Origin of the sequence: Histidinibacterium aquaticum (assembly GCF_008710275.1) — a bacterium.
Taxonomy (GTDB): Bacteria; Pseudomonadota; Alphaproteobacteria; order Rhodobacterales; family Rhodobacteraceae; genus Oceanicola; species Oceanicola aquaticus.
The window spans coordinates 144,397-167,752 of record NZ_VYQE01000004.1 but is presented as its reverse complement, the minus strand read 5'-3'; the positions used below and the strand labels follow the sequence as shown (position 1 = coordinate 167,752).

20 protein-coding genes and 1 pseudogene are annotated in these 23,356 nt (G+C 66.1%); 15 read left to right on the top strand and 6 right to left on the bottom strand.

The annotated features are described in order from the left end of the window. Positions 1-7 precede the first annotated feature (7 nt). Both F3S47_RS13505 and F3S47_RS13500 read left to right on the top strand, forming a co-directional pair. Positions 8-1,150 carry a UDP-galactopyranose/dTDP-fucopyranose mutase family protein gene (locus F3S47_RS13505; protein WP_150445808.1) on the top strand — a complete coding sequence of 381 codons (1,143 nt, stop codon included), beginning with the start codon at positions 8-10 and terminating at the stop codon, positions 1,148-1,150. Between the two features lie 153 nt (positions 1,151-1,303). Beyond that, positions 1,304-3,220 (top strand): polysaccharide biosynthesis protein, encoded by a 1,917-nt coding sequence (locus tag F3S47_RS13500; protein WP_150445807.1) that lies wholly within the window; start codon positions 1,304-1,306, stop codon positions 3,218-3,220. Between the two features lie 9 nt (positions 3,221-3,229). On the opposite strand, the gene F3S47_RS13495 is transcribed toward F3S47_RS13500, so the two are convergent. From F3S47_RS13495 to choX, 4 genes are all read right to left on the bottom strand, one after another. Then, positions 3,230-4,186, bottom strand: coding sequence for an amidohydrolase family protein (locus F3S47_RS13495; RefSeq protein WP_150445806.1), 957 nt, complete (start codon positions 4,184-4,186; stop codon positions 3,230-3,232). A 111-nt stretch (positions 4,187-4,297) separates the two neighbouring features. Continuing rightward, complete coding sequence (choV, locus tag F3S47_RS13490) at positions 4,298-5,323, bottom strand: choline ABC transporter ATP-binding protein (RefSeq protein WP_150445805.1); 1,026 nt, start codon at positions 5,321-5,323, stop codon at positions 4,298-4,300. After that, positions 5,323-6,153 (bottom strand): choline ABC transporter permease subunit, encoded by an 831-nt coding sequence (gene choW, locus F3S47_RS13485; RefSeq protein WP_150445804.1) that lies wholly within the window; start codon positions 6,151-6,153, stop codon positions 5,323-5,325. The genes choV and choW overlap by 1 nt, the downstream gene beginning before the upstream one ends. Positions 6,154-6,319: 166 nt before the next feature. After that, positions 6,320-7,249, bottom strand: a complete 930-nt coding sequence (gene choX, locus F3S47_RS13480; protein WP_150445803.1) for a choline ABC transporter substrate-binding protein — start codon at positions 7,247-7,249, stop codon at positions 6,320-6,322. An 88-nt stretch (positions 7,250-7,337) separates the two neighbouring features. On the opposite strand from choX, the gene betI reads away from it, so the two are divergent. The 4 genes from betI to betA are packed head-to-tail and all read left to right on the top strand — an operon-like array spanning position 7,338 to position 12,556. Further along, the gene (gene betI / locus F3S47_RS13475) at positions 7,338-7,916 is read left to right on the top strand and encodes a choline-binding transcriptional repressor BetI (protein WP_150445802.1); all 579 of its coding nucleotides are present in this window, start codon (positions 7,338-7,340) and stop codon (positions 7,914-7,916) included. Beyond that, entirely contained in the window at positions 7,913-9,421 is a 1,509-nt protein-coding gene (betC, locus tag F3S47_RS13470; protein ID WP_150445801.1) for a choline-sulfatase, read from the top strand. The genes betI and betC overlap by 4 nt, the downstream gene beginning before the upstream one ends. Continuing rightward, a complete protein-coding gene (betB, locus tag F3S47_RS13465; RefSeq protein WP_150445800.1) occupies positions 9,418-10,875 on the top strand; it encodes a betaine-aldehyde dehydrogenase in 1,458 nt (485 codons plus the stop codon). The genes betC and betB overlap by 4 nt, the downstream gene beginning before the upstream one ends. A gap of 22 nt (positions 10,876-10,897) precedes the next feature. Then, positions 10,898-12,556 (top strand): choline dehydrogenase, encoded by a 1,659-nt coding sequence (gene betA / locus F3S47_RS13460; protein ID WP_150445799.1) that lies wholly within the window; start codon positions 10,898-10,900, stop codon positions 12,554-12,556. A gap of 93 nt (positions 12,557-12,649) precedes the next feature. Here the strand turns inward: betA and F3S47_RS13455 are convergent, their stop codons facing one another. Next, on the bottom strand, positions 12,650-13,693 hold the full coding sequence (locus F3S47_RS13455) for an NAD-dependent epimerase/dehydratase family protein (RefSeq protein WP_150445798.1): 1,044 nt from the start codon (positions 13,691-13,693) through the stop codon (positions 12,650-12,652). A gap of 101 nt (positions 13,694-13,794) precedes the next feature. On the opposite strand from F3S47_RS13455, the gene F3S47_RS13450 reads away from it, so the two are divergent. Together F3S47_RS13450 and F3S47_RS13445 are read left to right on the top strand one after the other, a co-directional pair. After that, on the top strand, positions 13,795-14,268 hold the full coding sequence (locus F3S47_RS13450) for a (2Fe-2S)-binding protein (RefSeq protein WP_150445797.1): 474 nt from the start codon (positions 13,795-13,797) through the stop codon (positions 14,266-14,268). Further along, positions 14,268-16,364, top strand: coding sequence for a molybdopterin cofactor-binding domain-containing protein (locus F3S47_RS13445; RefSeq protein WP_150445796.1), 2,097 nt, complete (start codon positions 14,268-14,270; stop codon positions 16,362-16,364). The genes F3S47_RS13450 and F3S47_RS13445 overlap by 1 nt, the downstream gene beginning before the upstream one ends. Here the strand turns inward: F3S47_RS13445 and F3S47_RS13440 are convergent. Then, entirely contained in the window at positions 16,361-17,113 is a 753-nt protein-coding gene (locus tag F3S47_RS13440; RefSeq protein WP_150445795.1) for a sulfite exporter TauE/SafE family protein, read from the bottom strand. The two genes, F3S47_RS13445 and F3S47_RS13440, sit on opposite strands and share 4 nt — an antisense overlap. Before the next feature lie 464 nt (positions 17,114-17,577). Between F3S47_RS13440 and F3S47_RS19690 the strand changes: the two are divergent. From F3S47_RS19690 to F3S47_RS13410, 7 genes and pseudogenes are all read left to right on the top strand, one after another. Beyond that, positions 17,578-18,060, top strand: a pseudogene (locus F3S47_RS19690) (NAD(P)-dependent oxidoreductase); the annotation flags it as partial. Next, positions 18,058-18,546, top strand: coding sequence for an NAD-binding protein (locus F3S47_RS19685; protein WP_317978263.1), 489 nt, complete (start codon positions 18,058-18,060; stop codon positions 18,544-18,546). The pseudogene F3S47_RS19690 and the gene F3S47_RS19685, both read left to right, overlap by 3 nt. Positions 18,547-18,649: 103 nt before the next feature. Further along, entirely contained in the window at positions 18,650-19,921 is a 1,272-nt protein-coding gene (locus F3S47_RS13430; protein WP_150445793.1) for an amino acid ABC transporter substrate-binding protein, read from the top strand. Between the two features lie 43 nt (positions 19,922-19,964). Then, positions 19,965-20,711 carry an ABC transporter ATP-binding protein gene (locus tag F3S47_RS13425; RefSeq protein ID WP_150445792.1) on the top strand — a complete coding sequence of 249 codons (747 nt, stop codon included), beginning with the start codon at positions 19,965-19,967 and terminating at the stop codon, positions 20,709-20,711. Next, a complete protein-coding gene (locus tag F3S47_RS13420) occupies positions 20,708-21,436 on the top strand; it encodes an ABC transporter ATP-binding protein (RefSeq protein ID WP_150445791.1) in 729 nt (242 codons plus the stop codon). The genes F3S47_RS13425 and F3S47_RS13420 overlap by 4 nt, the downstream gene beginning before the upstream one ends. Then, the gene (locus F3S47_RS13415; RefSeq protein ID WP_150445790.1) at positions 21,436-22,314 is read left to right on the top strand and encodes a branched-chain amino acid ABC transporter permease; all 879 of its coding nucleotides are present in this window, start codon (positions 21,436-21,438) and stop codon (positions 22,312-22,314) included. Before F3S47_RS13420 ends, F3S47_RS13415 begins: the two co-directional genes overlap by 1 nt. Continuing rightward, a complete protein-coding gene (locus tag F3S47_RS13410) occupies positions 22,314-23,351 on the top strand; it encodes a branched-chain amino acid ABC transporter permease (protein ID WP_191090192.1) in 1,038 nt (345 codons plus the stop codon). Before F3S47_RS13415 ends, F3S47_RS13410 begins: the two co-directional genes overlap by 1 nt. Positions 23,352-23,356: the final 5 nt, after the last annotated feature.

The following is a 23,356-nucleotide window of genomic DNA, read 5'->3' as shown; positions in this document are numbered from 1 at the left end:
GACCGGAATGGACATACTTCTGGTGGGCGCCGGTCTCTCCGGCGCCGTCATCGGTCGGGCGCTCGCCGAGGCGGGCCATCACTGCACCGTCATCGACTCGCGGAGCCATCTCGGCGGCAATTGCCACATGGTGCGCGACGAGGAGACGGGCGTGAACGTCCACGTCTACGGTCCGCACATCTTCCATACCGACCACGCTGAGGTCTGGGGCTACGTCAACCGGTTCGAGACCTTCCAACCCTACAAGAACCGGGTGAAGACCACGGCGCAGGGACAGGTCTTCTCGCTGCCGATCAACCTGCACACGATCAACCAGTTCTACGGCAAGACCATGCGCCCGGACGAGGCGCGCGCCTTCATCGAGTCCCAGGCCGATACCTCGATCACCGATCCCCAGACCTTCGAGGAACAGGCCCTGCGGTTCGTCGGTCCCGATCTCTACGAGGCCTTTTTCAAGGGCTATACCGAGAAGCAGTGGGGCTGCTCGCCCACCGAACTCCCCGCCAGCATCCTCAAGCGCCTGCCGGTGCGATTCAACTACGACGACAACTACTTCTTCCACCGCTTCCAGGGCATGCCCGAGCGTGGCTACACCGCGATGATCGCCGACATCCTCGACCACCCCGGCATCGACCTTCACCTGGAGACGCCCTTCACCCCCGAGATGGCGGGACGGTACGGCCACGTCTTCTGGTCCGGTCCGCTCGACGGGTTCTTCGGCTACGAGTTGGGCCGCCTCGGCTACCGGACGCTCGACTTCGAACGCTTCACCGCCACCGGCGACTGGCAGGGCTGCGCGGTGATGAACTACGGCGACCGCGACGTGCCCTACACGCGGATCACCGAGCACAAGCACTTCAGCCCGTGGGAAAGCCACGAGGGCTCCGTGCTCTACCGCGAGTATTCCCGCGCCTGCGGACCCGAGGATATTCCCTACTACCCGATCCGGCTGGTGGAGGAGAAAGCCCTGCTGGCGGACTACGTCGCCCGGGCAGAGCGCGAGGAGGGCGTCACCTTCGTCGGCCGCCTCGGCACCTATCGCTACCTCGACATGGACGTGACGATCCGCGAGAGCCTCGACACCGCGGCCGCCTTCCTGGGCCGCGACGCGAACCAGCCGATGCCGAGCTTCGTGAAGGCCCCGCTCTAGCGGTCCGGCACCACGGTCCCACCGTTCCTTAAGGATTGCCGTGCATTCCCGCCATCGGCGGGTTTGCCACGCTTCCTGTCCAAGTTGCGGCAGCCTTCTGGAAAGAGACCGGGATGACCGGTATCACCTCGTGACGGCAAAACCGGAAAGTACATGAGCGCGAGCGCGATCCTTTACCGTTTCGTCACGTCCCTGGACCGGACCAGCAAGCGCGTGCTCCTCATGCTCGTGGATCTCGTGCAGATCCCGCTCGCCCTGCTCTTCGGTCTGCTGGTCGACTACGGCCAGCTGGAGGACGAGGCGCTCGCGGCGGGACCGGGGCAGATCGTGGCCTTCGCGGCCCTGTTGGTCGTCTGCGGCGCTGTCTTCTCTCTTCTCCTCGACCTGCACCGCATCCAGCTCAAGGCCTACGAGCAGCAGGCGGTCATGCGGACCGGCGCCTTCGCGCTGCTGACCGGTATCGCCGGTTTCCTTATCCAGCCGATGTTCTTCTCCGAGGTGCTGTCGGCGACAACCATGGTCATCTTCACCATGAGCCTCGCCATGCTCTCGGTCGTGACCCGCCTCGTCGCGCGCGACATTCTCCTCGGCATCTACCGCCACGGCGGCAAGCGGCGGCGCGTCCTGATCTACGGCGCCGGGCAGACGGGCGTGCAGCTGGCGAACGCGCTCAGGACGGACGCCGCGCTGGAGCCGGCCGGGTTCGTCGACGACAACTCGACCCTGCAGAAGCTCATGGTCGCCGGGCTTCCGGTCCATTCGCCTGTCCGTCTGGAGGAACTGGTCGAAGAGCTGAACATCCACCGGGTCGTCATCGCGATGCCGTCGCTCTCACGCCCGAAGCTCGCGCAACTCGCCCGCCGGCTGCAGAACCTCCCCTGCGAAGTCCGGACGATCCCCTCGTTCTCGGCGCTCACCGGCGACGACGGAGAGATCCAGGACAGGATGCAGTCCCTCGATCCGGTAAGCTTCCTCGGCCGCAAGGGTCTGGAACAGGACATGGAGGGGGTGACCGAGCTCTATCGCGGCAAGTCCGTGATGGTGACCGGCGCCGGGGGCTCGATCGGGTCCGAGCTTTGCCGCCAGGTCCTGTCCTGCCGGCCGACCCGTCTTGTTCTCTTCGAACTGTCCGAGCTCGCCCTCTACCAGATCGAGCGCGAGCTGTCGGAGCTTCAGGGCCGCCGACGTGTCGAGGTCGTGGCGGTTCTCGGCTCGGTCACGGACCAGGCCTGCGTCACCCGCGTGATGCGCGAGCACGAGGTCGAGATCGTCCTGCACGCCGCCGCCTACAAGCACGTCCCGATGGTCGAGAGCAATCCGCTCGCCGGCCTGTCGAACAACGTTCTCGGGACCCGCATCCTCGCCGAAGCGGCCGAGGCCCAGGGCGTCAGCCACTTCGTCCTGATTTCCACCGACAAGGCGGTGCGTCCGACGAACATCATGGGCGCAGCCAAGCGGCTGGCCGAACTGATGGTGCAGGATCTCGCCACGCGCTCCGCCCGGACCCGGTTCTCCATGGTCCGGTTCGGCAACGTTCTGGGCTCCTCCGGCTCCGTCATCCCGCTCTTCGAAGAGCAGATCAGCCGCGGTGGTCCGGTCACCGTTACGCACCGCGACGTGACGCGATACTTCATGACCATCGGCGAAGCGGTGCGTCTGGTCCTGACCGCGGGCAGCTTCACCGAGGGGGGCGATGTCTTCGTGCTCGACATGGGCCGGCCCATCCGGATCATGCAGCTTGCCCATGACATGATCGAGGCTGCCGGCTACTCGGTTCGGGATGCCGACAATCCCGATGGCGACATCGAGATCCAGATCACCGGCCTCCGTCCCGGCGAAAAGCTGCACGAGGAACTGCTGATCGGGTCGCAGCTCCTCGGCACGCATCATCCCAAGATCCTGCGCGCGCTCGAGGGGCACCTCAGCGAGATCGAGGTGGCGACTGCCCTCAAGGCGCTGCGCACCGCCATCGCAGAGGGCGATGACGAGGGGGCGCGCGCCGCGGTCCGGCGCTGGGTCGACGGCTATTCCCCCTACGAAGAGGCGGACGAGGCCGGGACCAGCGCCTGACCTAGGGCCTCAGAGCTTCAGCAGGTCCTTGGCGTTGCCCGAGGCGATCTTGGCCTTCTCCGCCTCGTCCATCGGGTAGGCCTTGAGCCAGTCCACACCGGGTTTGGAGCCGACGTAGGGATAGTCCACCGCGAAGAGGATGCGGTCCGGGCCCAGCTCGTCGAGGCAGCAGCGCAGGGCGCTGTCGGAGAAGAAGCCGCTCGTCGTCACCCAGAAGTTCCGGCGGAAGACCTCGGCGAAGTTCACCGGCCGGTTGCCGTCGCGGGAAAAGGCCTCGTCCATCCGGACCAGCAGGTAGGGGATCGCCTCGCCGAGGTGGCCCAGGACGATCTTGAGGTTCGGGTGCTCATCGAAGATCCCGCTCAGGATCAGCCGGACCGCCTGCGTGCCCGCCTCTACGCCGAAACCCCACCCGGCACGCGTCATCGCGTGATGGGTCTGGTCGAAAGGCGCGTAGTAGCGCTCGGTCACCGTCTTGTCGGGCAGGCTGGGGTGGATGTAGATCGGCACGTCCAGCGCCTCGGCCCGGGCGAAGATCGGACGGTAGCGCTCGGCATCGAGAAATTCGCCGTGGTTCAGGCCATGGACCATGGCCCCCTTCAGGCCCTTCTCCTCCACCGCGCGGGTGAGTTCGTCGGCCGCGGCCTCGGGCAGGTTCGTGGGCAGCATGGCAAAGCCGTCGAACCGGTCGGGCGCCTGGGCGATGACATCGGCCAGCGCGTCGTTCACGTTGCGACAGGCTTCTTCGGCCACGTCATCGGCCAGCCGCTGACTGCCGGGGGACTGGTGCGAGAGCACCTGTTTCGTGACCCCGGCCGCGTCCATCTCGGGAATTCGCCGCTCGAAGAAGTCGTAGAGCTTCTCGGAGACCGCGGCAGGCGGAGAGGCCGCCTTGCCCAGGTACTGGGCCAGCGACGGCTCCATGAAGTGCTCTTCGATCGCGATGAATTCCGGTGTCCCGGCCATGGTGTCTCCCCTCTACCTCTATTGCGCCGCTCTGGGCGGCGGGTACGGGGAAGCTATAACGGGATCACCGCAGCGCGTCTATGCAATCGTTTTCCGACGGGGTCGCGATGCCTATTCGGCGCGTGGATCGAGCAGCTTGGTCAGGACCGTGTCCGAGGTGATCTGGCCGATGATCTTGCCGTCTTCCTCGACCCCCACCGGCGCCTCGAGCTGGCGGACCTCGTCCATCACCGACCGGATGTCGGCGCCGGCTGGTACGGTCACGCGGGGTGTGCCCTGAACAGGCTCCATCACGTCCCGCGCGCAGAGCACGCCCAACGGGTTCATGTTCTCCACGAAGTCCGCGACGTACTCGTTCTCCGGGTGCGAGAAGATCTCCTGCGGGGTCCCCTGCTGCACGATCCGGCCGCCTTCCATGATCGCGATCCGGTCACCCAGCTTGAAAGCCTCGTCGAGGTCGTGGGACACGAAGACGATCGTCTTCTTCAGTCTCTGTTGCAGCTCGATCAGCTCATCCTGCAGCCTGTTCCGGATCAGCGGGTCGAGCGCGGAGAAGGGCTCGTCCATCAGCAGGATCGGCGCGTCGGTGGCGAAGGCGCGGGCAAGACCCACGCGCTGCTGCATACCGCCGGAGAGCTCCGCGACCTTCCGGTCGGCCCAGTCGGACAGGCCCACCATCTCCAGCTGCTTCTCGACCACCTCGTTGCGCTTCGCCTTGTCCATGCCGCCGAGCTCGAGCCCGAGGCCGACGTTCTCACGGACCGACCGCCAGGGCAGAAGGCCGAACTGCTGGAAGACCATGGCGATCTTGTTGAGCCGCAGCCGCCGCAGCGTCTTGGCGTCTGCCTTGGTGACGGAGGTCAGCTGGTCGCCGTCCTTCACCTTCACCTCGCCGCGGACCACGGGATTCAGCCCGTTCACGGCCCGGAGGAGGGTCGATTTGCCCGAACCCGAGAGCCCCATGAGCACGAGGATCTCGCCCTCGCCCACCTCGATGGAGCAGTCGTGCACGCCGAGCACCTGCTCGGTCTCGGCCTGGATTTCACTCCGGCTCTGGCCCGCGTCCATGAGCGGCAGTGCGACCTCCGGCTTGCCGCCGAAGACGATGGACACCTTGTCGAAAACGAGTGCGGTCATCAGCGTTCCACCCTCAGCATACGGTCGAGCATGATGGCCACGACCACGATGACGATCCCGCTCTCGAAGCCGAGCGCGGTGTTGACCTGGTTCAGCGCCCGAACGACCGGGACGCCCAGCCCGTCAGCGCCGACAAGCGCGGCGACGACGACCATCGAGAGCGACAGCATGATCGTCTGGTTCAGACCGGCCATGATCTGCGGAAAGGCATAGGGAAGCTCGACCTTCCAGAGCGCCTGCCGCGGCGTGGCGCCGAAGGCCTGCGCGGCCTCCATCAACGACTTCGGTGTCGATGAGACGCCGAGATGCGTCAGGCGGATCGGCGCGGGCAGCACGAAGATCACCGTGGCGAAGAGGCCGGGGACCATGCCGATGCCGAAAAAGACGATGGCGGGGATCAGGTAGACGAAGGTCGGCAAAGTCTGCATCAGGTCGAGGATCGGCCGGATCGCGGCGTAGAGCTTGGGCCGGTGTGCTGCCGCGATGCCGATGGGAACGCCCACCGCCATACAGACCACGCAGGCCGACAACACGAGCGTCAGGCTCTCGGTCGTCTCTTCCCAGTAGTCCTGGTTGAGAACGAAGAGAAAGCCGAGCGCGATGAAGAGGCAGACCTTCCAGGAGCGCTGCAACGCCCAGGTGATCGCGACGAAGAAGGCTATGACCAGCAGTTCGGGCGGTTCCTGGAGAAGCCACAGAATGGCGTCGATCATCGCCTCGCCGCCCTCGGCGATGGCGTCGAAGAACCCCTGTCCGACCCGTTGCAGCCAGTCGAAACCGGCCGCGGCGGCATCGCCGACCGGGATCTTGTTGTTTGTCAGCCACTCCATGAGCTGTCCCCTCTGATGGATGTCCGGCCGTCTTGTCGTTCGGGCCGTTGCCCCAGTCCTACAATCATGACGGAGGCCCGGCCACAGAAGTCGCCGCATCGGGGCCGGCCCGATGCGGCGCGGTCACGGGATGCGCCGGGGCGGGCCCCGGCGCATCGCTTGGTATTTAGAGACCGAAGTGCTCCTGCACGGCGGGAAGGGCTTCCTCGCCCTCGACCGTGGTGACGCCCTCGAGCCAGCCGTCGAGGATGTCGGGGTTGTTGGAGATCCACTGCTGCACGGCAGCTTCCGGGTCCATGCCCTCGTCGAGGATCAGGCCCATGATGGTGTTCTCCATGTCGAGCGTGAAGTCCATCTGCTCCAGCAGGGTGCCGGCGTTCGGGCAGTCTTCCACGAAGCCTTCGCGGGTCACGGTGTAGACCGAGCCCTCGCCGCCGAAGAAGTCCTCCCCGCCCTCGAGGTACTCGAGGTCGAAGTTGGCGTTCATCGGGTGCGGCGCCCAGCCGAGGAAGACGATCGGCTCTTCCCGATCGACGGCGCGGCGGACTTCGGAGAGCATGCCCTGCTCGGAGCTTTCGCGGACCTCGAACTCGCCGAGGCCGTACTCGTTCTCTTCGGTCAGGCCGATGAGATAGGTGTTGCCCTCGTTGCCCGGCTCGATGCCGTAGATCGTGTTGTCCAGCTCTTCGCTGAATTCGGCGATGTCCTCGTAGGACTGCAGGCCGGCCTCGTAGGCATAGGTCGGCACAGCGAGGTTGTAGATCGTGCCGGTCAGGTTCTCGTTGATGGTCTCGATCGTGCCATCCTCGATGTAGGGCGAGATCGCGGCCTCCTGGGTCGGCATCCAGTTGCCGAGGAAGACGTCGACGTCACCCGAGCCGAGCGAGGCGAAGGTCACCGGCACGGAGAGAACGCGGACGTTCACGTCGTAGCCCAGCGCGCGCAGCACTTCGGCTGCGGTCGTCGTCGTGGTCGTGATGTCCGTCCAGCCGACGTCGGAAAACGAGATTTCCTCGCACTGGGCCTGCGCATGGGCGGCGCCGGCGAGCATCGTCGTAGCCGCAAGGGCAGCCGCGGTGGTCTTGAGATTTCGCATGGTCGTGAAAACTCCCGGTTGGTTTTCTTGATTGACGAGTCAATTAAACATCACCTAGTCAAGTAATGCAACGCCCGTGGAGGATAGGATGCCACGCACCGGCATGGAACCGGTCCGGCGTGCCGCGCTGATCGAGGCCACCATCGAGGAGGTCGGCCAGTCCGGCGCGCTCGACGTGACCGTCGCACAGATCGCGCGCAGGGCCGGTGTGTCCAGCGCGCTCGCCCATCACTATTTTGGCGGGAAGAGCCAGATCTTCCTCGCCGCGATGCGTCACATCCTCAAGCTCTACGGCGCATCGGTCCGAAACCAGCTGGCCGGAGCCCGGACACCTCGCGACCGGCTCAAGGCCATCGTCCGGGCCAGTTTCGAGCCTGCGAACTTCCGGCGTGATGTCATCGCCGCCTGGATGAACTTCTACGTGCAGGCCCAGGTTTCAGCCGATGTGCGCAGGCTCCTGACGCTCTACCAGAAGCGGCTCCGCTCGAACCTCCTGCACGAGCTGCGTCCGCTCGCCGGACCCCGCGCCCCGATGATCGCCGACACGCTCGCGGCCCTCATCGACGGCATCTACATCCGCGCCGCCCTCGCCGCCGACGATCTCGGCGGAGAGGAGGCGGCCGACCGCACCATCGCCACCCTCGATCTGCTCCTGGAGTCCGAATGACCGCGCCAAACATCCTGATTCTCATGGTCGACCAGCTCAACGGCACGCTCTTTCCCGACGGGCCTGCGGACTGGCTTCACGCGCCGAACCTCAAGCGGCTGGCGGAGAAATCGGTGCGCTTCCGCAATGCCTACACTGGCTCGCCGCTCTGCGCGCCGGGCCGGGCGGCCTTCATGTCGGGCGCGCTGCCCTCCAGTACCGGGGTCTACGACAACGCCGCCGAGTTCCGCTCGGACGTGCCGACCTACGCCCATTTCCTGCGGCGCGCGGGCTACCAGACCTGTCTGTCGGGGAAGATGCACTTCGTCGGGCCGGATCAGCTCCACGGCTTCGAGGAGCGGCTGACGACCGACGTCTACCCCGCCGACTTCGGCTGGACCCCGGACTACCGCAAGCCGGGCGAGCGGATCGACTGGTGGTACCACAACCTCGGCTCCGTCACCGGAGCCGGCGTGGCCGAGATCACCAACCAGATGGAGTACGACGACGAGGTCGCCTACCACGCCACCCGCAAGATCTACGACCTGTCGCGCGGCCGGGACGAGCGGCCCTGGGCGCTGACCGTCAGCTTCACCCACCCGCACGACCCCTATGTCGCACGGCGCAAGTACTGGGACCTCTACGAGGATTGCGAACACCTCCTGCCCGAGGTCCCGGCCATGGGCTACGAGAACCACGACCCGCACTCCAAGCGGATCTTCGATGCCAACGACTGGCGCAGCTTCGACATCACCGACGAGGACATCCGCCGCTCGCGCAGAGCCTATTTCGCCAACATTTCCTATATCGACGACAAGATCGGCGAGATCCTCGACGCCCTCGAATCGACCCGGCAGGAGGCGATCATCCTCTTCCTCTCCGACCACGGCGACATGCTTGGAGAACGCGGCCTCTGGTTCAAGATGAGCTTCTACGAAGGCTCCTCCCGCGTGCCGCTTATGATCTCCGCCCCGGATCTCGAGCCTCAGCGGATCGACACGCCCGTCTCCACCATCGACGTCTCGCCAACTCTCTGCGAGCTGACCGGCGTCTCGATGGACGACGTGAAGCCCTGGACCGACGGCCAGTCGCTGATCCCCACCGCCAAGGGCGAGCCGCGCGAGGAACCCGTGCTCATCGAGTACGCCGCCGAGGGCTCCTACGCCCCGCTCGTCTGCCTGCGTCAGGGCAAGTGGAAGTACACCCGCTGCGCCCTCGACCCCGAGCAGCTCTTCGACCTCGAGGCCGACCCCCACGAGCTGACCAACCTGGCCGCAGAGCCAGAGCACCGCGAGACGACCTCCGAGTTCCGGCGCATCGCGGAAGAGACCTGGGACCTCGGCCAGTACGACCTAGACGTGCGCGAGAGCCAGGCCCGCCGCTGGGTCGTCTACGAGTCGCTCCGCAACGGCGCCTACTACCCCTGGGACTTCCAGCCCCTGCAGAAGGCGTCCGAGCGGTACATGCGCAACCACATGGACCTCAACGTGCTGGAAGAGAGCCAGCGCTTTCCGAGGGGAGAATGACCATGAGAGCCCAACCCCAAGCTAGCCACTACGTCGACGGCGCCTATGTCGAGGACAAGGACGGCGCGGAGCTGAACAGTCTCTATCCCGCCACGGGAGAGACCATCGCAGCCCTGCACGACGCCACGCCCTCGATCGTCGACCGCGCCCTCGCCGCCGCCGAGCGCGCCCAGCCCGAGTGGGCCGCCATGACCGGCACCGAGCGCGGCCGCATCCTGCGCCGCGCCGCCGAGATCATCCGCGAGCGCAACCGCGAGCTGTCCGAGCTCGAGACCCTCGACACCGGCAAGCCCTTGCAGGAGACACTCGTCGCCGACGCCGAGAGCGGTGCGGAGGCGCTGGAGTTCTTCGGCGGCATCGCCTCCACCATCGGTGGTGAGCATGTTCAGCTGGGCGATGACTTCTTCTATACCCGGCGCGAGCCGCTGGGTGTCTGCGTCGGCATCGGCGCCTGGAACTACCCGATCCAGATCGCCAGCTGGAAGGCCGCCCCGGCGCTCGCCTGCGGCAACACGATGGTCTTCAAGCCCTCAGAGGTCACGCCGCTTTCTGCGCTCAAGCTGGCCGAGATCCTGACCGAGGCCGGTGCCCCTCCCGGCGTCTTCAACGTTGTGCAGGGCCATGGCCAAGTGGGCGAGGCGCTCATCACCGACGATCGCGTCGCCAAGGTCTCTCTCACCGGCTCCGTCCCGACCGGAAAGCGGGTCTATTCCACCGCCGCCGAGGGCATGCGCCACGTCACGATGGAGCTCGGGGGCAAGTCGCCCATGCTCGTCTTCGGCGACGCGGACCTCGACGCCGCGGTCTCCGGCGCGATCCTGGGCAACTTCTATTCCTCGGGACAGATCTGCTCGAACGGCACCCGGGTCTTCATCGAGCGCCCGCTGGTCGAGCCCTTCCTCGACCGCATGACCGAGCGCCTGCGCGGCGTCGTCATGGGCGATCCGATGGACGAGGCCGTGAACTATGGCCCCATGGCCAGCGAGCGGCAGATGCAGATCGTTCTCGACTACATCGAGAAGGGCAAGGCAGAGGGCGCGCGGCTGGTCACCGGCGGGACACGGTCGAACCGTGACGGCTGGTTCGTCGACCCGACCGTCTTCGCCGATGTCACCGACGACATGACCATCGCCCGCGAAGAGATCTTCGGCCCCGTGCTCTCCGTCCTCGCCTTCGACGAGGAAGACGAGGCGGTACGCCGGGCCAATGCGACCCCCTACGGTCTCTCCGCCGGGGTCTTCACCCGCGATCTCGCCCGGGCGCACCGGGTCGTCGGGCGGCTGCAGGCTGGGACCACCTGGATCAACACCTACAATCTCACGCCGGTCGAGATGCCCTTCGGGGGCGTCAAGCTCTCGGGCGTCGGCCGGGAAAACTCGCGCGAGGCGATCGCGCACTGGACACAGGTCAAGAGCGTCTACGTCGGCGCCGGACCCGTCGAAGCGCCCTACTGAGGGGCGTCCGGAGGACGAAAACATGCAAGCGGATTACGTCATCGTCGGAGCCGGCTCCGCCGGCTGCGCGGCGGCCTATCGCCTGTCGGAGGCGGGGGCCTCGGTCATCGTGGTGGAATACGGCGGGTCTGACGCCGGGCCTTTCATCCAGATGCCGGGCGCGCTCAGCTACCCGATGAACATGAAGCGCTACGACTGGGGCTACTGGAGCGAGCCCGAGCCGCATATGAACAACCGCAAGATGGCTGTCCCGCGCGGCAAGGTCATCGGTGGGTCGTCCTCGATCAACGGCATGGTCTACGTGCGTGGTCATGCAGGCGACTTCGACGCCTGGGAAGAGATGGGCGCGACCGGCTGGGGCTATGCCGACGTGCTGCCCTACTACAAGCGGATGGAGCACTGGAACCCGGCCGGTCACGGCGGCGATCCCTCCTGGCGCGGCAGTGACGGGCCGCTCCACGTCAGCCGCGGCCAGCGCGACAACCCCCTCGTCTCGGCCTTCGTCGAGGCGGGCCGCGAGGCGGGCTACGAGGTCACCGACGACTACAATGGCGAGAAGCAGGAAGGTTTCGGCCCGATGGAGGCGACCATCCACCGCGGTCGCCGCTGGTCCGCCGCCAACGCCTACCTGCGGCCCGCGCTCAAGCGCCCGAATTGCCGGCTTGTCCGGGGTCTCGCCCGACGCGTCGTCTTCGAGGAGGGTCGTGCCACCGGCATCGAGGTGACCCGTCGAGGCAGGACAGAGACGATTCGCGCGGGAAAAGAGGTCATCCTCGCCGCATCGTCGATCAATTCGCCGAAGCTGCTGATGCTCTCCGGCATCGGCCCCGCGGAGGAACTCAAGCGTCACGGCATCGAGGTGCGCGCAGATCGCCCCGGGGTCGGGGCAAACCTGCAGGACCACCTGGAGGTCTACATCCAGATGGCCTCGAGCCAGCCGGTCACGCTCTACCGCTACTGGAGTCTGCTGGGCAAAGCCTACGTCGGCGCCCGCTGGCTGCTTACGGGCGGTGGACCGGGGGCGACCAACCAGTTCGAGAGCGCTGGCTTCATCCGCTCCGCCGCCGGGATTCGCTATCCCGACATCCAGTTCCACTTCCTGCCGCTCGCCGTTCGCTACGATGGCAAGGCGGCGCTCAAGGGGCACGGCTTCCAGGCGCATGTCGGGCCGATGCGGTCTAAGTCGCGCGGGACGGTCCGACTGCGGTCTGCCGATCCGGGCGATACGCCGGTGATCCGCTTCAACTACATGAGCCACCCCGACGACTGGGCCGAGTTCCGCGCCGCCGTGCGCCACACGCGCGAGCTCTTCGCGACCGAGGCTTTCCGGCCCTATGTCAGCCGCGAGATCCAGCCCGGCTCCGACGTGGTGAGCGACGACGAGATCGACGCCTTCGTGCGCGACCATGCCGAGAGCGCCTATCACCCCTGCGGCACCTGCCGCATGGGCCGTCCCGACGACCCCGAGGCGGTGGTCGACGGCGAGGGCCGGGTGATCGGCGCCGAGGGGCTGCGCGTCATCGACAGCTCGATCTTTCCGCAGATCACCAACGGCAACCTCAACGGCCCCTCGATCATGGTGGGCGAGAAGATGTCGGACCACATCCTCGGCCGCACCCCGCTCCCGCGGGAGAACGTGCAGCCCTGGGTGCATCCCGACTGGGAGACGGCTCAGCGCTAAAGGTTAAAGAAACCGCCGTTAACCATGAAAATATAATGATTCCAGACGGATATGAGGGTGTCCAAACTTGGACACCCTTGATCCCCGGCCGCTTCAGCGTCCGTAATAGTCGCGGTACCAGGCCACAAACCTGGCGATTCCCTCCCGGATATCAGTTTCCGGCCGGTACCCGGTGAGGCTCTGCAGGAGGCTCGCGTCCGCCCAGGTCGCCGGCACGTCCCCGGGCTGCATCTCCATGTAGTTCCGCTTCGCCTCGATCCCGAGCTCCGCCTCGATCGCGTCGACGAAATCCAGCAGCCGCACCTTCTGGCTGTTACCGATGTTCACCACCCGGAACGGCGCCACCGGCGAGAGGCTGTCCCCCTCCGCAACCTCCTCCGCCGACGCGGGCCGCACCGGCACCGCGTCGATCAGCAGCCGGATCCCGCGGACCAGATCGTCCACGTAGGTGAAGTCCCGGTACATGTCGCCGTGGTTGTAGATGTCGATCGGCCGCCCCTCGAGGATCGCGTCGGTGAACTTGAAGTACGCCAGGTCCGGCCGTCCCCACGGTCCGTAGACGGTAAAGAACCGGAACATCGTGGTCGGCAGGTCATGGAGATGGGCATAGGAATGCCCCATGCTCTCGTTCGCCTTCTTCGTGGCGGCATAGATCGTGAGCTGCGTATCCGCCTTGTCCATCTCGGCGAAGGGCATCGCTTCGTTCGCCCCGTAAACCGAAGATGTGGACGCCATCAGCAGATGCCGCACCTCCCACCGCCGCGCGGCCTCCATCACGTTGAAGGTCCCGACGACGTTGGCCTCGATGTAGGCCCGCGGGTTCTCGAGCGAGTAGCGCACCCCCGCCTGCGCGGCGAGGTGGACGATGATGTCCGGCCCGAAGCCGTCGACCGCCGCGTCCAGCGCCGCCTGATCCTCCAGAAGCGCTTCGGTCGTGGAGAAGCCTGGGCTTTGCAGCAGCATCTGGTGACGCCGCTGCTTGAGGGTGACGTCGTAGTAGTCCGTCATCCCGTCGAAGCCGTGGACCTCGATCCCCTCGTCGAGCAGCAGCCTGGCGAGGTGGAATCCGATGAACCCGGCTGTGCCGGTGATGAAGACTTTCACGGCGAACCTCTTCGGTCTTGGCCCATGTCGCATCGCGTCACCCGGCCTCCAAGTCAATCCGGCCGGACTGTTTTGTCCGGACGGGCTTGAGCCTTGGTCGAACTGGTGCAATCGTTTGCGCGGGAGGACCGACCATGGACGGCGAGACGACCTGTACGATCAACGGCGAACAACGACGGTTCAGCGCGGAGGAGGGGACGAGCCTGCTCCTGGTGCTGAGGGAGCAGCTCGGCCTGCGCTCTGCCCGGCTGGGATGCGGTGAGGAGAGCTGCGGGGCCTGCACGGTTCTCGTCGACGGCGAACCGGTCTTTTCGTGCACCCTCCCGGCGGAAGATATCGAGGGCAAAACGGTGACCACGGCCGAGAGCCTTGCTGGTCCAGAGGGCGACCATCCCCTGCTGACAGCCTTCCTGGAGCATCAGGCGGGGCAGTGCGGCTACTGCCTGCCGGGCATCCTGATGCGCGCGCGGGCGTACCTCGACTCCGACGCGCCAGTGAGCCGTGAGGGGATCGCCGCAGCGCTGGATCCGAGCCTGTGCCGGTGTGGTGCCCACCAGAGAATGCTGAATGCGGTCCTGGACGCCGCCGAGCAAATGGGGAGAGCGTGATGGCTGCGAAACTGCCCCCCGGGCTCCAGAGTGCCCCGCTCATATCGGACTGGCTCACTCCGATCGGTGGAGGTCGCCTGCGGGTCTGCACCGGCCGCGCCGAGCTCGGCCAGGGTGCGCTGACCGCGTTGAAGCAGATGGCGGCGGAGGAGCTCGACGTGCCGCCCGATAGCCTCGAGATCACCGGACCGGATACGGGCGCGAGCCCGGACGAAGGGTTCACCGCCGGCAGCCTCTCGATCAGCCAGGGCGGCGCCGCGATCCGGTCGGCCACCTCGGCGCTGAGGGCCCTGGTCCTGGGAGAAGCCGCGCGTCGCCTGAACGCCGGTTTGAGCCTACTTGCGGTGAAACAGGGTCGAATTATCGATGGTGAGACAGCAACGGACCTGACGCTTGCGGGGCTCGCGGGGGAGATCGACCTCGGCGTTCCGGTGAGTGATCACGCCGGGCCGAAGCCGGCTGGCGCCCGGCATCTGAATGCGCTCGACAGGATCGACCTGCGCGACCGCATGGTGGGCGCGCCTTTCGTCCACGACATGGCGCCGGAAGGTCTGCTCTTCGGTCGGGTCTTTCATCCGCCGACACTCGACTCGCGCCTCGCTGACGATACCGACCTCGACACTCTGGCCTCTCGACCCGGCGTCGTGACCGTCGTGCGAGACGGGGGCTTTCTCGGGATCGTTGCCGAGACGGAGGCCCAGGCCGCCGCAGCCGCGCGCTGGTTCGAGGCGCGCTTGAGCTGGGCCACGCCCGATGGTCCCTCGGACCCGTTCCACGAACTCGAGGCCAGCGATGCCGAGGTCGAGGAGATCGACTCGGCAGGCATGCTGCCCGAAGCAGAGGCCACCGCCGACTTCACCGTTCGCCGCCCCTTTCTCAGCCATGGCGCAATGGGGCCCTCGACGGCACTCGCGCAATGGACCGAGGAGGGGCTGACGGTCTGGTCGCATACCCAGGGCGTCTATCCCTTGCGCAAGGCCATTGCAGAAGTCTTCGGAGAGCCCGAGGAGCGGGTGCGCGTCATCCACGCGAACGGAGCCGGCTGCTATGGTCACAACGGCGCCGACGATGCGGCTCTCGAAGCGGCGCTTCTCGCCCGCGCTTGCCCCGGGCGTCCCGTTCGGCTGAGCTGGAACCGCGCCTCGGAGTTCCGGGCAGCCCCGGTCGGGGCGGCGATGATGACCCGGGTTCGTATCTGGATGGACGAGACAGGGCGGCTCGATGGGATGCACGTCAACGTCACTAGCCCGCCCCATGCGACGCGACCCAGCACCAACGGCGCGCCCTGCCTTCGGTCCGGTCACTTGCTGGACAAGCCCTTTCCCTTTCCCGTGCCCGGCGATCTTCCCGCCGCGCGGGGCGGGGGGGCCGCCCGCAACGGTGTTCCGCTCTACGGGACAGGCGCACACTTGACGGAACGCAAGCTGGTCACGGGGCTGCCCTGGAGGACCTCCTCGCTCCGCGCGCTGGGCGCGTACCTCAACGTCTATGGCATCGAGACCGCCCTGGAGGCCGCGATCATCGAGCGCGGGCTCGATCCCTTCGAGGTGAGGCTCGCAAACCTGGAGGACAAGCGGTCCCGCGAGGTTCTCGAACGACTGCGGGCCATGTCGAGCGACATCATCGGAGAGGAAACCGAGGAACGGAACTGGGGCATCGCCTTCGCCCGGTACAAGAACACGGCGGCCTGGGCGGCGGTGTTGGTGGAGGCCGAACTTGGCGACGAGTTGCGTGCGACCCGGGTCCGGATCGCCTGCGACATGGGCGAGGTCGTCAATCCTGACGGTGCACTCAACCAGCTCGAGGGCGGGGCGATTCAATCCCTGAGCTGGACTCTCAAGGAGGCTCTGACGCTGGACGGCCCTGCTATCGGAACCGCGGGCTGGGGCGACTACCCGATCCTGCGGTTCTCGGAGATCCCCGAGGTCAGGGTGGAGATGATCGACAGACCCGAGGAGCCGCCGCTCGGCTGCGCGGAAGCTGTGCAAGGCCCGGTCGCCGCGGCGCTCGGGAACGCCGTTCAGCGGATGATCGGAGTGCCGGTACTGTCCCTGCCGTTGACGCGCGAGTCCGTCATCGCGGCGGTCAGCGCCTAGGCCAGGCCGCGCCAGAGCAGCCGCGCCGCCAGCACGGCGATCAGGACGAGGACCCACCGGTTGAAAGTCTCCTTCGGCAGACGCCGGGCGGCCCGGTTGCCGAGCTGCAGGCAGAGGCTGACAGGGATCAGCGCCAGCGTGGAGATCATCAGGCCGTTCCACGTCAGCAGGTCCTGCTGCCAGAGCGCCGGGATATGGGCGACCGCACCCGTCACGAAGAAGGCCGAGATCGTGCCGACGAAGGCGGGCCGGGCGAGGTTCATCGTGCTGAGGAAGAGGACCGCCGCAGGACCGGATATCCCGGCGGTCCCGTGCAGCAGACCTGCACCGAACCCGGCCGGGAAGCTGAGGAAGAGCGCAACCCGGCGGCCGAGTTCGGCCTGCGGATTGAAGATCCTCAGGAGAAGGTAGCACACGAGCAGGACGCCGAGCGCGAGAGACAGAGTCTCCGGCTCCAGCGCCGAGAGAAGGCGCGTGCCGAGAAAGATGCCGGGGATGGATCCCAGCGCCATGAACAGCGCGAGCTTGGGCGGGTGGATGTGCTCGCGGTAGCTCCAAGCCTGGAGCGCGTTGTTCACGAGATTGGGGACGACCATGACCACGATGGCCATCTTCACGTCGTAGAAGGCGGCCATGACCGGCACGGCGACCAGCGGCGCGCCAGAGCCCGTCGCTCCCTTGACGAAGCCGCCGAGGCCAAGGGCGACGATCACCGCGAGCAGTGCCTGAATATCCAGATTGGCCAACATCGCCGAATCGCCCCTTTTTCGAATCAGCGCCTGTTGCCCTGACGTGTTCGCGCAATCGATTGCGAAAGCGCGGGCATGTCAATGCGTGTGACCCGTCTATGACCGTTTCTGAGGCTACGTTTCGTACTGCGCTATGACCGCCGATCAAAGGGCTAACGCCCTTGTTTTGTTAGGTCCATGGTGGATGTTCAACTGTCCGATATGGACAATTCGCAAACGTTTGCCGTTTGTCCTTGACCGCTTGGGTCGGCCTTCGTAGCCTTCATGCAACCGTTTGCGAGAGAATGCGGGGCCGGGCGGAGGGAGGATCGCCGAATGTCCAGAAGCTTGACGAAGTGCCGGGGTCTCGTGAACCCGCCCCGTCTTTCCGGACAGCGATCGTCCTCCTCGCGGCAGGGACAATAGGCGGCAGGAGCCTCAGGGCCCCCGGACCGCGGGAATAGCAGAATTTCGAGAGAGGAGAAGCAATGGCACGTCACACTATCGGATGGGTCGGCATGGGACGCATGGGCTTCCCGATGGCCGAACGGCTGGTCAAGGCCGGTTACGACGTTCGCATCTGGAACCGGACCCGCTCCAAGGCGGAGCCGCTGGCCGAGGCCGGCGCGACCTTGGTGGACAGCCCGCGTGACCTGGCGGACGTCGATGTGCTCTGCACGATGGTCTCCACGGGGGCCGACGTGGAGCAGGTCTATTTCGGCGAGAACGGCGTGATGTCGGGCGACGCCTCGCCGCGGATCATGCTGGACTGGTCCTCGATCTCGACCGAGCAGTCGGCCGACCTGCGTGAGAAGGTGAACGGCCGCGGCTCCAAGTTTCTCTGCTCGCCGGTCAGCGGCAACGGCAAGTGCGTCAAGTCGGGCAAGCTGAGCGCCGTCGTCTCCGGCCCCGAGGACGTCTTCAAGGAAGTCGAGGACGTTATCCAGACGGTCGCCGCCAACGGCGTGGCCTACGTGGGCGAGGGCGAACTCGCGCGCTTTTGCAAGATCGCGCACAACGTCTTCCTCGGCGTCGTGACGCAGAACCTCGCGGAGATCACCGTCCTGGCCGAGAAGGCCGGCGTGCCGCGCAAAGCGTTCCTGGACTTCATCAACAACTCGGTCATGGGCTCGATCTTCACGCGCTACAAGACAAACGCGCTGGTGAACCTCGACTGGACCACGACCTTCACGCCCGAGCTGCTCCGCAAGGACCTCGACCTCGGCCTTGCCGCGGGTCGCAAGCTGGACGTCACGATGCCGGTCACGGCGACGACCCGCGAGCAGCTGCAGGCACACTTCGGGATGGCCCAGCTGAAGGACGACCCCGAGGGTTACCTCGCCAAGGATTTCGCCGCGATCCTCGAGACCGTGGCGCAGCACTCCGGGCTCGACCTGGTGAGCGAAGAGACTCCGTATCCGACCGGACTGGAAGTCCAGGAGGCTGCCGAGTAGCGGCGCGAGCCGCGAGCGCCTTTCGCGTCGCAATGGAGGATGCGGCGCGAGGGGTGCGTAGTCCGGCGCGGGGAGCGCGCCGGTTCAACCTAGGGAGTGAGACATGAAACTAAGCCAACTGCTTGCAGGTACGGCCGCTGTCGCCGTGCTGGCCACGGGAGCGGCCGCCGAGATCAAGATCGGTGCATCGCTGCCGCTCACGGGCGCCTTCTCGATTGCCGGTGAAAAGCATCGCCGGGGTTACGAGCTCTGCGTCGACCTCATCAACGAGCGCGGCGGCCTTCTCGGCGAACAGGTCGAGCTGATCACGTCGGACAACCGTTCCGACCCGGCCACCGCCATCAACCAGTACGAGCGTTTCATCAACGTCGACCAGGTGGACGCCGTCTTCGGCACCTTCTCGTCGCGTCTCACATTCCCGGTCGCCAGCCTTCTGGCGAAGAACAACTTCGTGCACCCCGTCCCCTCGGGCGGCGCGCTGCGGATCTACACGCAGGGCCACGAAAACCTGTTCTACTTCCAGCCCGACGCGGCGGAGTACTTCGGTGAGACCCTCACCGACATGATCCAGGAGCTGATCCCCGAGGACCAGCGCCCGCAGACCGCCGCCGTGGTCGCCGCTGACGACTTCTTCGCGAACGCCGTCGAGGCGGGCTTCCTGGGCACCGAGGTCGTCGACCCCGCCGACGGGTCGGTCGTGGAAGACCTGTCCCCCGGCTACCTCGCCGACGCCGGTATCGAGGTGGTCTACTCCGAGAAGTGGCCGGAAGAGGGCTTCAACGACTGGCTCAACCTCGCCAACTCGATCAAGCGCTCCGAGGCTGACCTGATCATCGCCCTGACCGCCTCCGCGGAAGAGGCCGTTCAGCTCACGCGCGCGCTGCAGACCGTGCGCGCAGAGCCCATGATGGTCTACTACAGCCAGGGCACGCAGACCGAGTTCTACGAGGGCACGGGCGACGCCTCCGAGACGATCACGATGCATACTTCGTGGCACCCGGCGGCGCCCTTCGAAGGCACGCTGGCGGGCGAGGAGTTCAACAACTCCGACTTCGTGGCGGCATTCGAGGAAGCCTACGGAAACGCCCCCGACGAGGACAGCGCGATCCCCTTCGCGGTGTGCCAGGGCATCGAGCAGTCGATCCGCGGTGCGGGCTCGACCGACAACGCGGCGATGGGTGAATGGCTCTACGGCCGCACGGCCGACGACCCGGTCCGGACCGTGCTCGGCACGTTCCAGTGGGACGAGCGCGGCCTTCCGGTCGACAAGCCCTTCCTGATCGCTCAGTGGAACGGCGGAGAACTGCAGTTCGTCTACCCGACGGACCAGTTCGAGGGCGTCTCCGAACTTCAGCATCCCAAGGACGGCTTCTGAGCCGCGCCTGAATGCTGATGTCATCGTACGGAGGGGACACCCGATGCTAGAGGTCAAAAATCTCTGCAAATACTTCGGCGGCATTCACGCCGTCGACGGATGCTCGTTCACGGCCGAGAGGGGCAAGATCACCGCCCTGATCGGTCCCAACGGGGCCGGCAAGACCACGGCCTTCAACTGCATCAGCCGTACGATGGCGCCCACCAAAGGCGAGGTCTGGCTGGACGGGGAGCGGATCGACGGCCTGAGGCCGCACAAGATCACCCACAAGGGGCTTTCCCGAACCTTCCAGATCTCGCGCAACCTGGCGGACATGACCGTGCTGGAAAACGTGATCTGCCAATCGCAGGTCCGTGGCTGGCGCGACCTGTTCCGCCCGGCCATGAGCCCCGAGGAGATCGAGAAAGCCATGGGCATTCTCGAATTCCTCGGGATCACCCGCATCGCCCACGAGGACGGCTCCAACCTCAGCTACGGCCAGAAGAAGCTGATGGACCTCGCCGCCCTGCTGATGAGCGACCCGAAGATCATCCTGCTCGACGAGCCCGCCGGCGGCGTGAACCCCACGCTGATGGAAGAGATCGTCGATCACATCAAGAAACTGAACGCGCAGGGCATGACGGTGCTCATCGTGGAGCACAACATGGAGCTCATCATGCGTCTCTGTGACCGCGTGGTCGTCATGGCCCAGGGCCGGGTGATCGCCGACGGAACGCCGGACGAGGTCCGCTCCGATCCGGCCGTGCTCGATGCCTATCTCGGCGGCGTTCTCGACGAGGAGGCGGCATGAACGAGCTTCTCGAAGTCCGCGACGTGGTCGCCGGGTACGGCGACGGCCCCGCGATCCTGAACGGTGCCTCGCTGAAGGTGCAGCCCGGCAAGGTCCACTGCATCATCGGCCCGAACGGCGCCGGCAAATCGACCCTGCTCAAGGCCATCTGCGGCATGCTGAAGGTCCGCCAGGGCGACGTGAAACTGCGGGGAGAGGACCTGAAGGGCCTGCGCCCTGATCAGGTGCTCAAGAAGGGCATCTGCTTCGTGCCGCAGGAACGCGCGCTCTTCCCGAAGATGACCGTGCGCGAGAACCTCCGCATGGGCGGCTTCTCCCTCGAGGACAAGTCCGACCTTGAGGAGCGCATCGACGAGATCGAGGAGCGCTTCCCGATCCTCAAGGAGCGCCGCGACCAGCATGCCGGCACCATGTCCGGCGGGCAGCAACAGACCCTGTCCATGGCGCGGACCATGATCATCCGGCCCGACATCGTGATGCTCGACGAGCCCTCCCTCGGGCTCGCGCCCAAGATCGTGCAGGAGGTCTTCGACATCATGCACGTCATGGCAGAGACCGGGATCACCGTTCTCATCGTCGAGCAGAACGCCCTCATGGGCCTCAAGAACGCCGACTGGGGCGTGGTGCTCGACCTCGGCCGGACCCTCTTCGAAGGGCCGGCGGACGAGGTGCTCGCGGATCCGCGGATCCAGGAACTCTACCTCGGCGGAAAGAAGGCGGCGTAATGGCTGAGATTATCCAGATCGTCGTGCTGGGCCTCGCGCTCGGCGGAGTCTATGCCCTCATGGGCTCGGGCCTTAGCCTCGTCTTCGGCGTCATGCGGATCGTGAACCTCGCGCATCCCTCGCTCATCATGGGCGGCGCCTACGTGGCCTACTGGGGCTTCCGCCTCTACGGCATCGACCCCCTCATCATGCTTCCGGTGGCGGCCGTCATTCTCGCGGCGACCGGCGTGATCCTGTACAAGCTCTTCTTCGAGCGCGAGGCGCGCTCGGCGAAGTACTCCGAGATGACGGTGCTGCTGACCTTCGCGGTCGCCATGATCCTCGAGGGCGGTCTCGCGACGGCCTTCACCAACACCCAGCGCGTGACCTCGCCCGAGTACGCGACCGACGCCTTCTTCATCGGCTCGGTCTTCATTCCCAAGGGCCAGCTCTACGCTGGGATCGTGTCCCTGGTCCTGATCGGGGGGCTGGCGCTGTTCCTCAAGTTCTCGCGCTTCGGCTACGCGATCCGCGCCACGACGCAGAACCGCGAGGCGGCGGAGCTTCTCGGGGTCAACGTCAACTTCGTGGGTCTCGCGAGCTTCGCCATCGGCGTCGGCCTTGCGGGAGCGGCCGGGACGCTCGTCTCCTTCGTCTTCTCCTTCTACCCCTCCAAGCACTGGGAATGGATCGCGGTCCTGATGTCCCTGGTGGTGCTCGGCGGCATGGGGTCGATCCTCGGGACGGTCGTCGCGTCGTTCCTGCTCTCCGTCATAGCGGCCTTCGTCGGCTACTACTTCGGCGCGACCTGGTCGACGCTCACCTTCTACATCGCGCTCTTCGTGGTGCTGCTGGTTCGCCCGCAGGGCCTGTTCGGCGAAAAACCGGAGCTAGCCTGATGGTCACGACAGACAATTCCCAGGACATCATTGCCCAGCGGCGCGCCTACAACGAGACCCTCATGCAGGCGCAGGACAAGACTCGGGCCACGTGGTTCCCGATCGCGCTGCTCGCGCTACTGATCCTGCTGCCCCTGCTCCAGCTGACCGGGACGAACTACAACTACGTCATCCACCTCACACTCTACACCATGTGCTACGTGGTCATGGCCTCGGGCTGGAACATTCTCGGCGGGTTCGCCGGATACATCTCCCTCGGTCACAACGTGTTCTTCGCGGTCGGCGGCTACGTCGCCGGCATGCTCTTCGCACGGCTCGGCATCTCGACGATCATCCTCGCGCCCTTTGCCGGGCTTGTCTGCGCGGCGCTCGGTTACGTCATCGGCCTCATCACGCTGAGGGTGCGCGGTCCGTCCTTCATCATCTCCTCGCTGGCGCTGGTGATGATCTTCCGCATCGCCTTCGAGAACTGGCACTTCATCGGCGGGGCCGCCGGGGTTGCCCTTCCGGCGAACGGGCTGCCGGTGGAATGGGCGAAGCTGCCCTACTACTACGCCTTCCTCGCCATGGCCGCGTTCGCGCTTTGGGCCTCCTACAAGATCAAGCACTCGAAGTTCGGCATGGGCCTGCGCGCGATCTCGGTCGACGAGATCAAGGCAGAGAGCGCCGGGATCGACACGCGGTTCTACAAGGTGCTGGCCTTCGCTCTGTCGGCCTTCTTCGTCGGCATGGCCGGCGCGGTCTGGGGCGAGTACCTGACCTACATCCGCCCCAACATCTTCCTGGTGATCCTGATCTCCGTGAACATGGTGCTGATGTGCATCCTGGGCGGCAAGGGCACCGTTGCGGGCCCGGCGGTCGGCGCGATCCTCATCATCGCCTTCAACGAGTTCTTCGTCGCCACGCTCGGCGCCTCCACGGTCAACATCCTGGCCACCGGCGTCATCATGGCGATCGCGCTCATCTTCTTCCCGCTCGGCCTCGTCGGGACGCTCGCACGTCACCGCAAGCTGCCGCGCATCCTGAATTGGGACTGATCCGA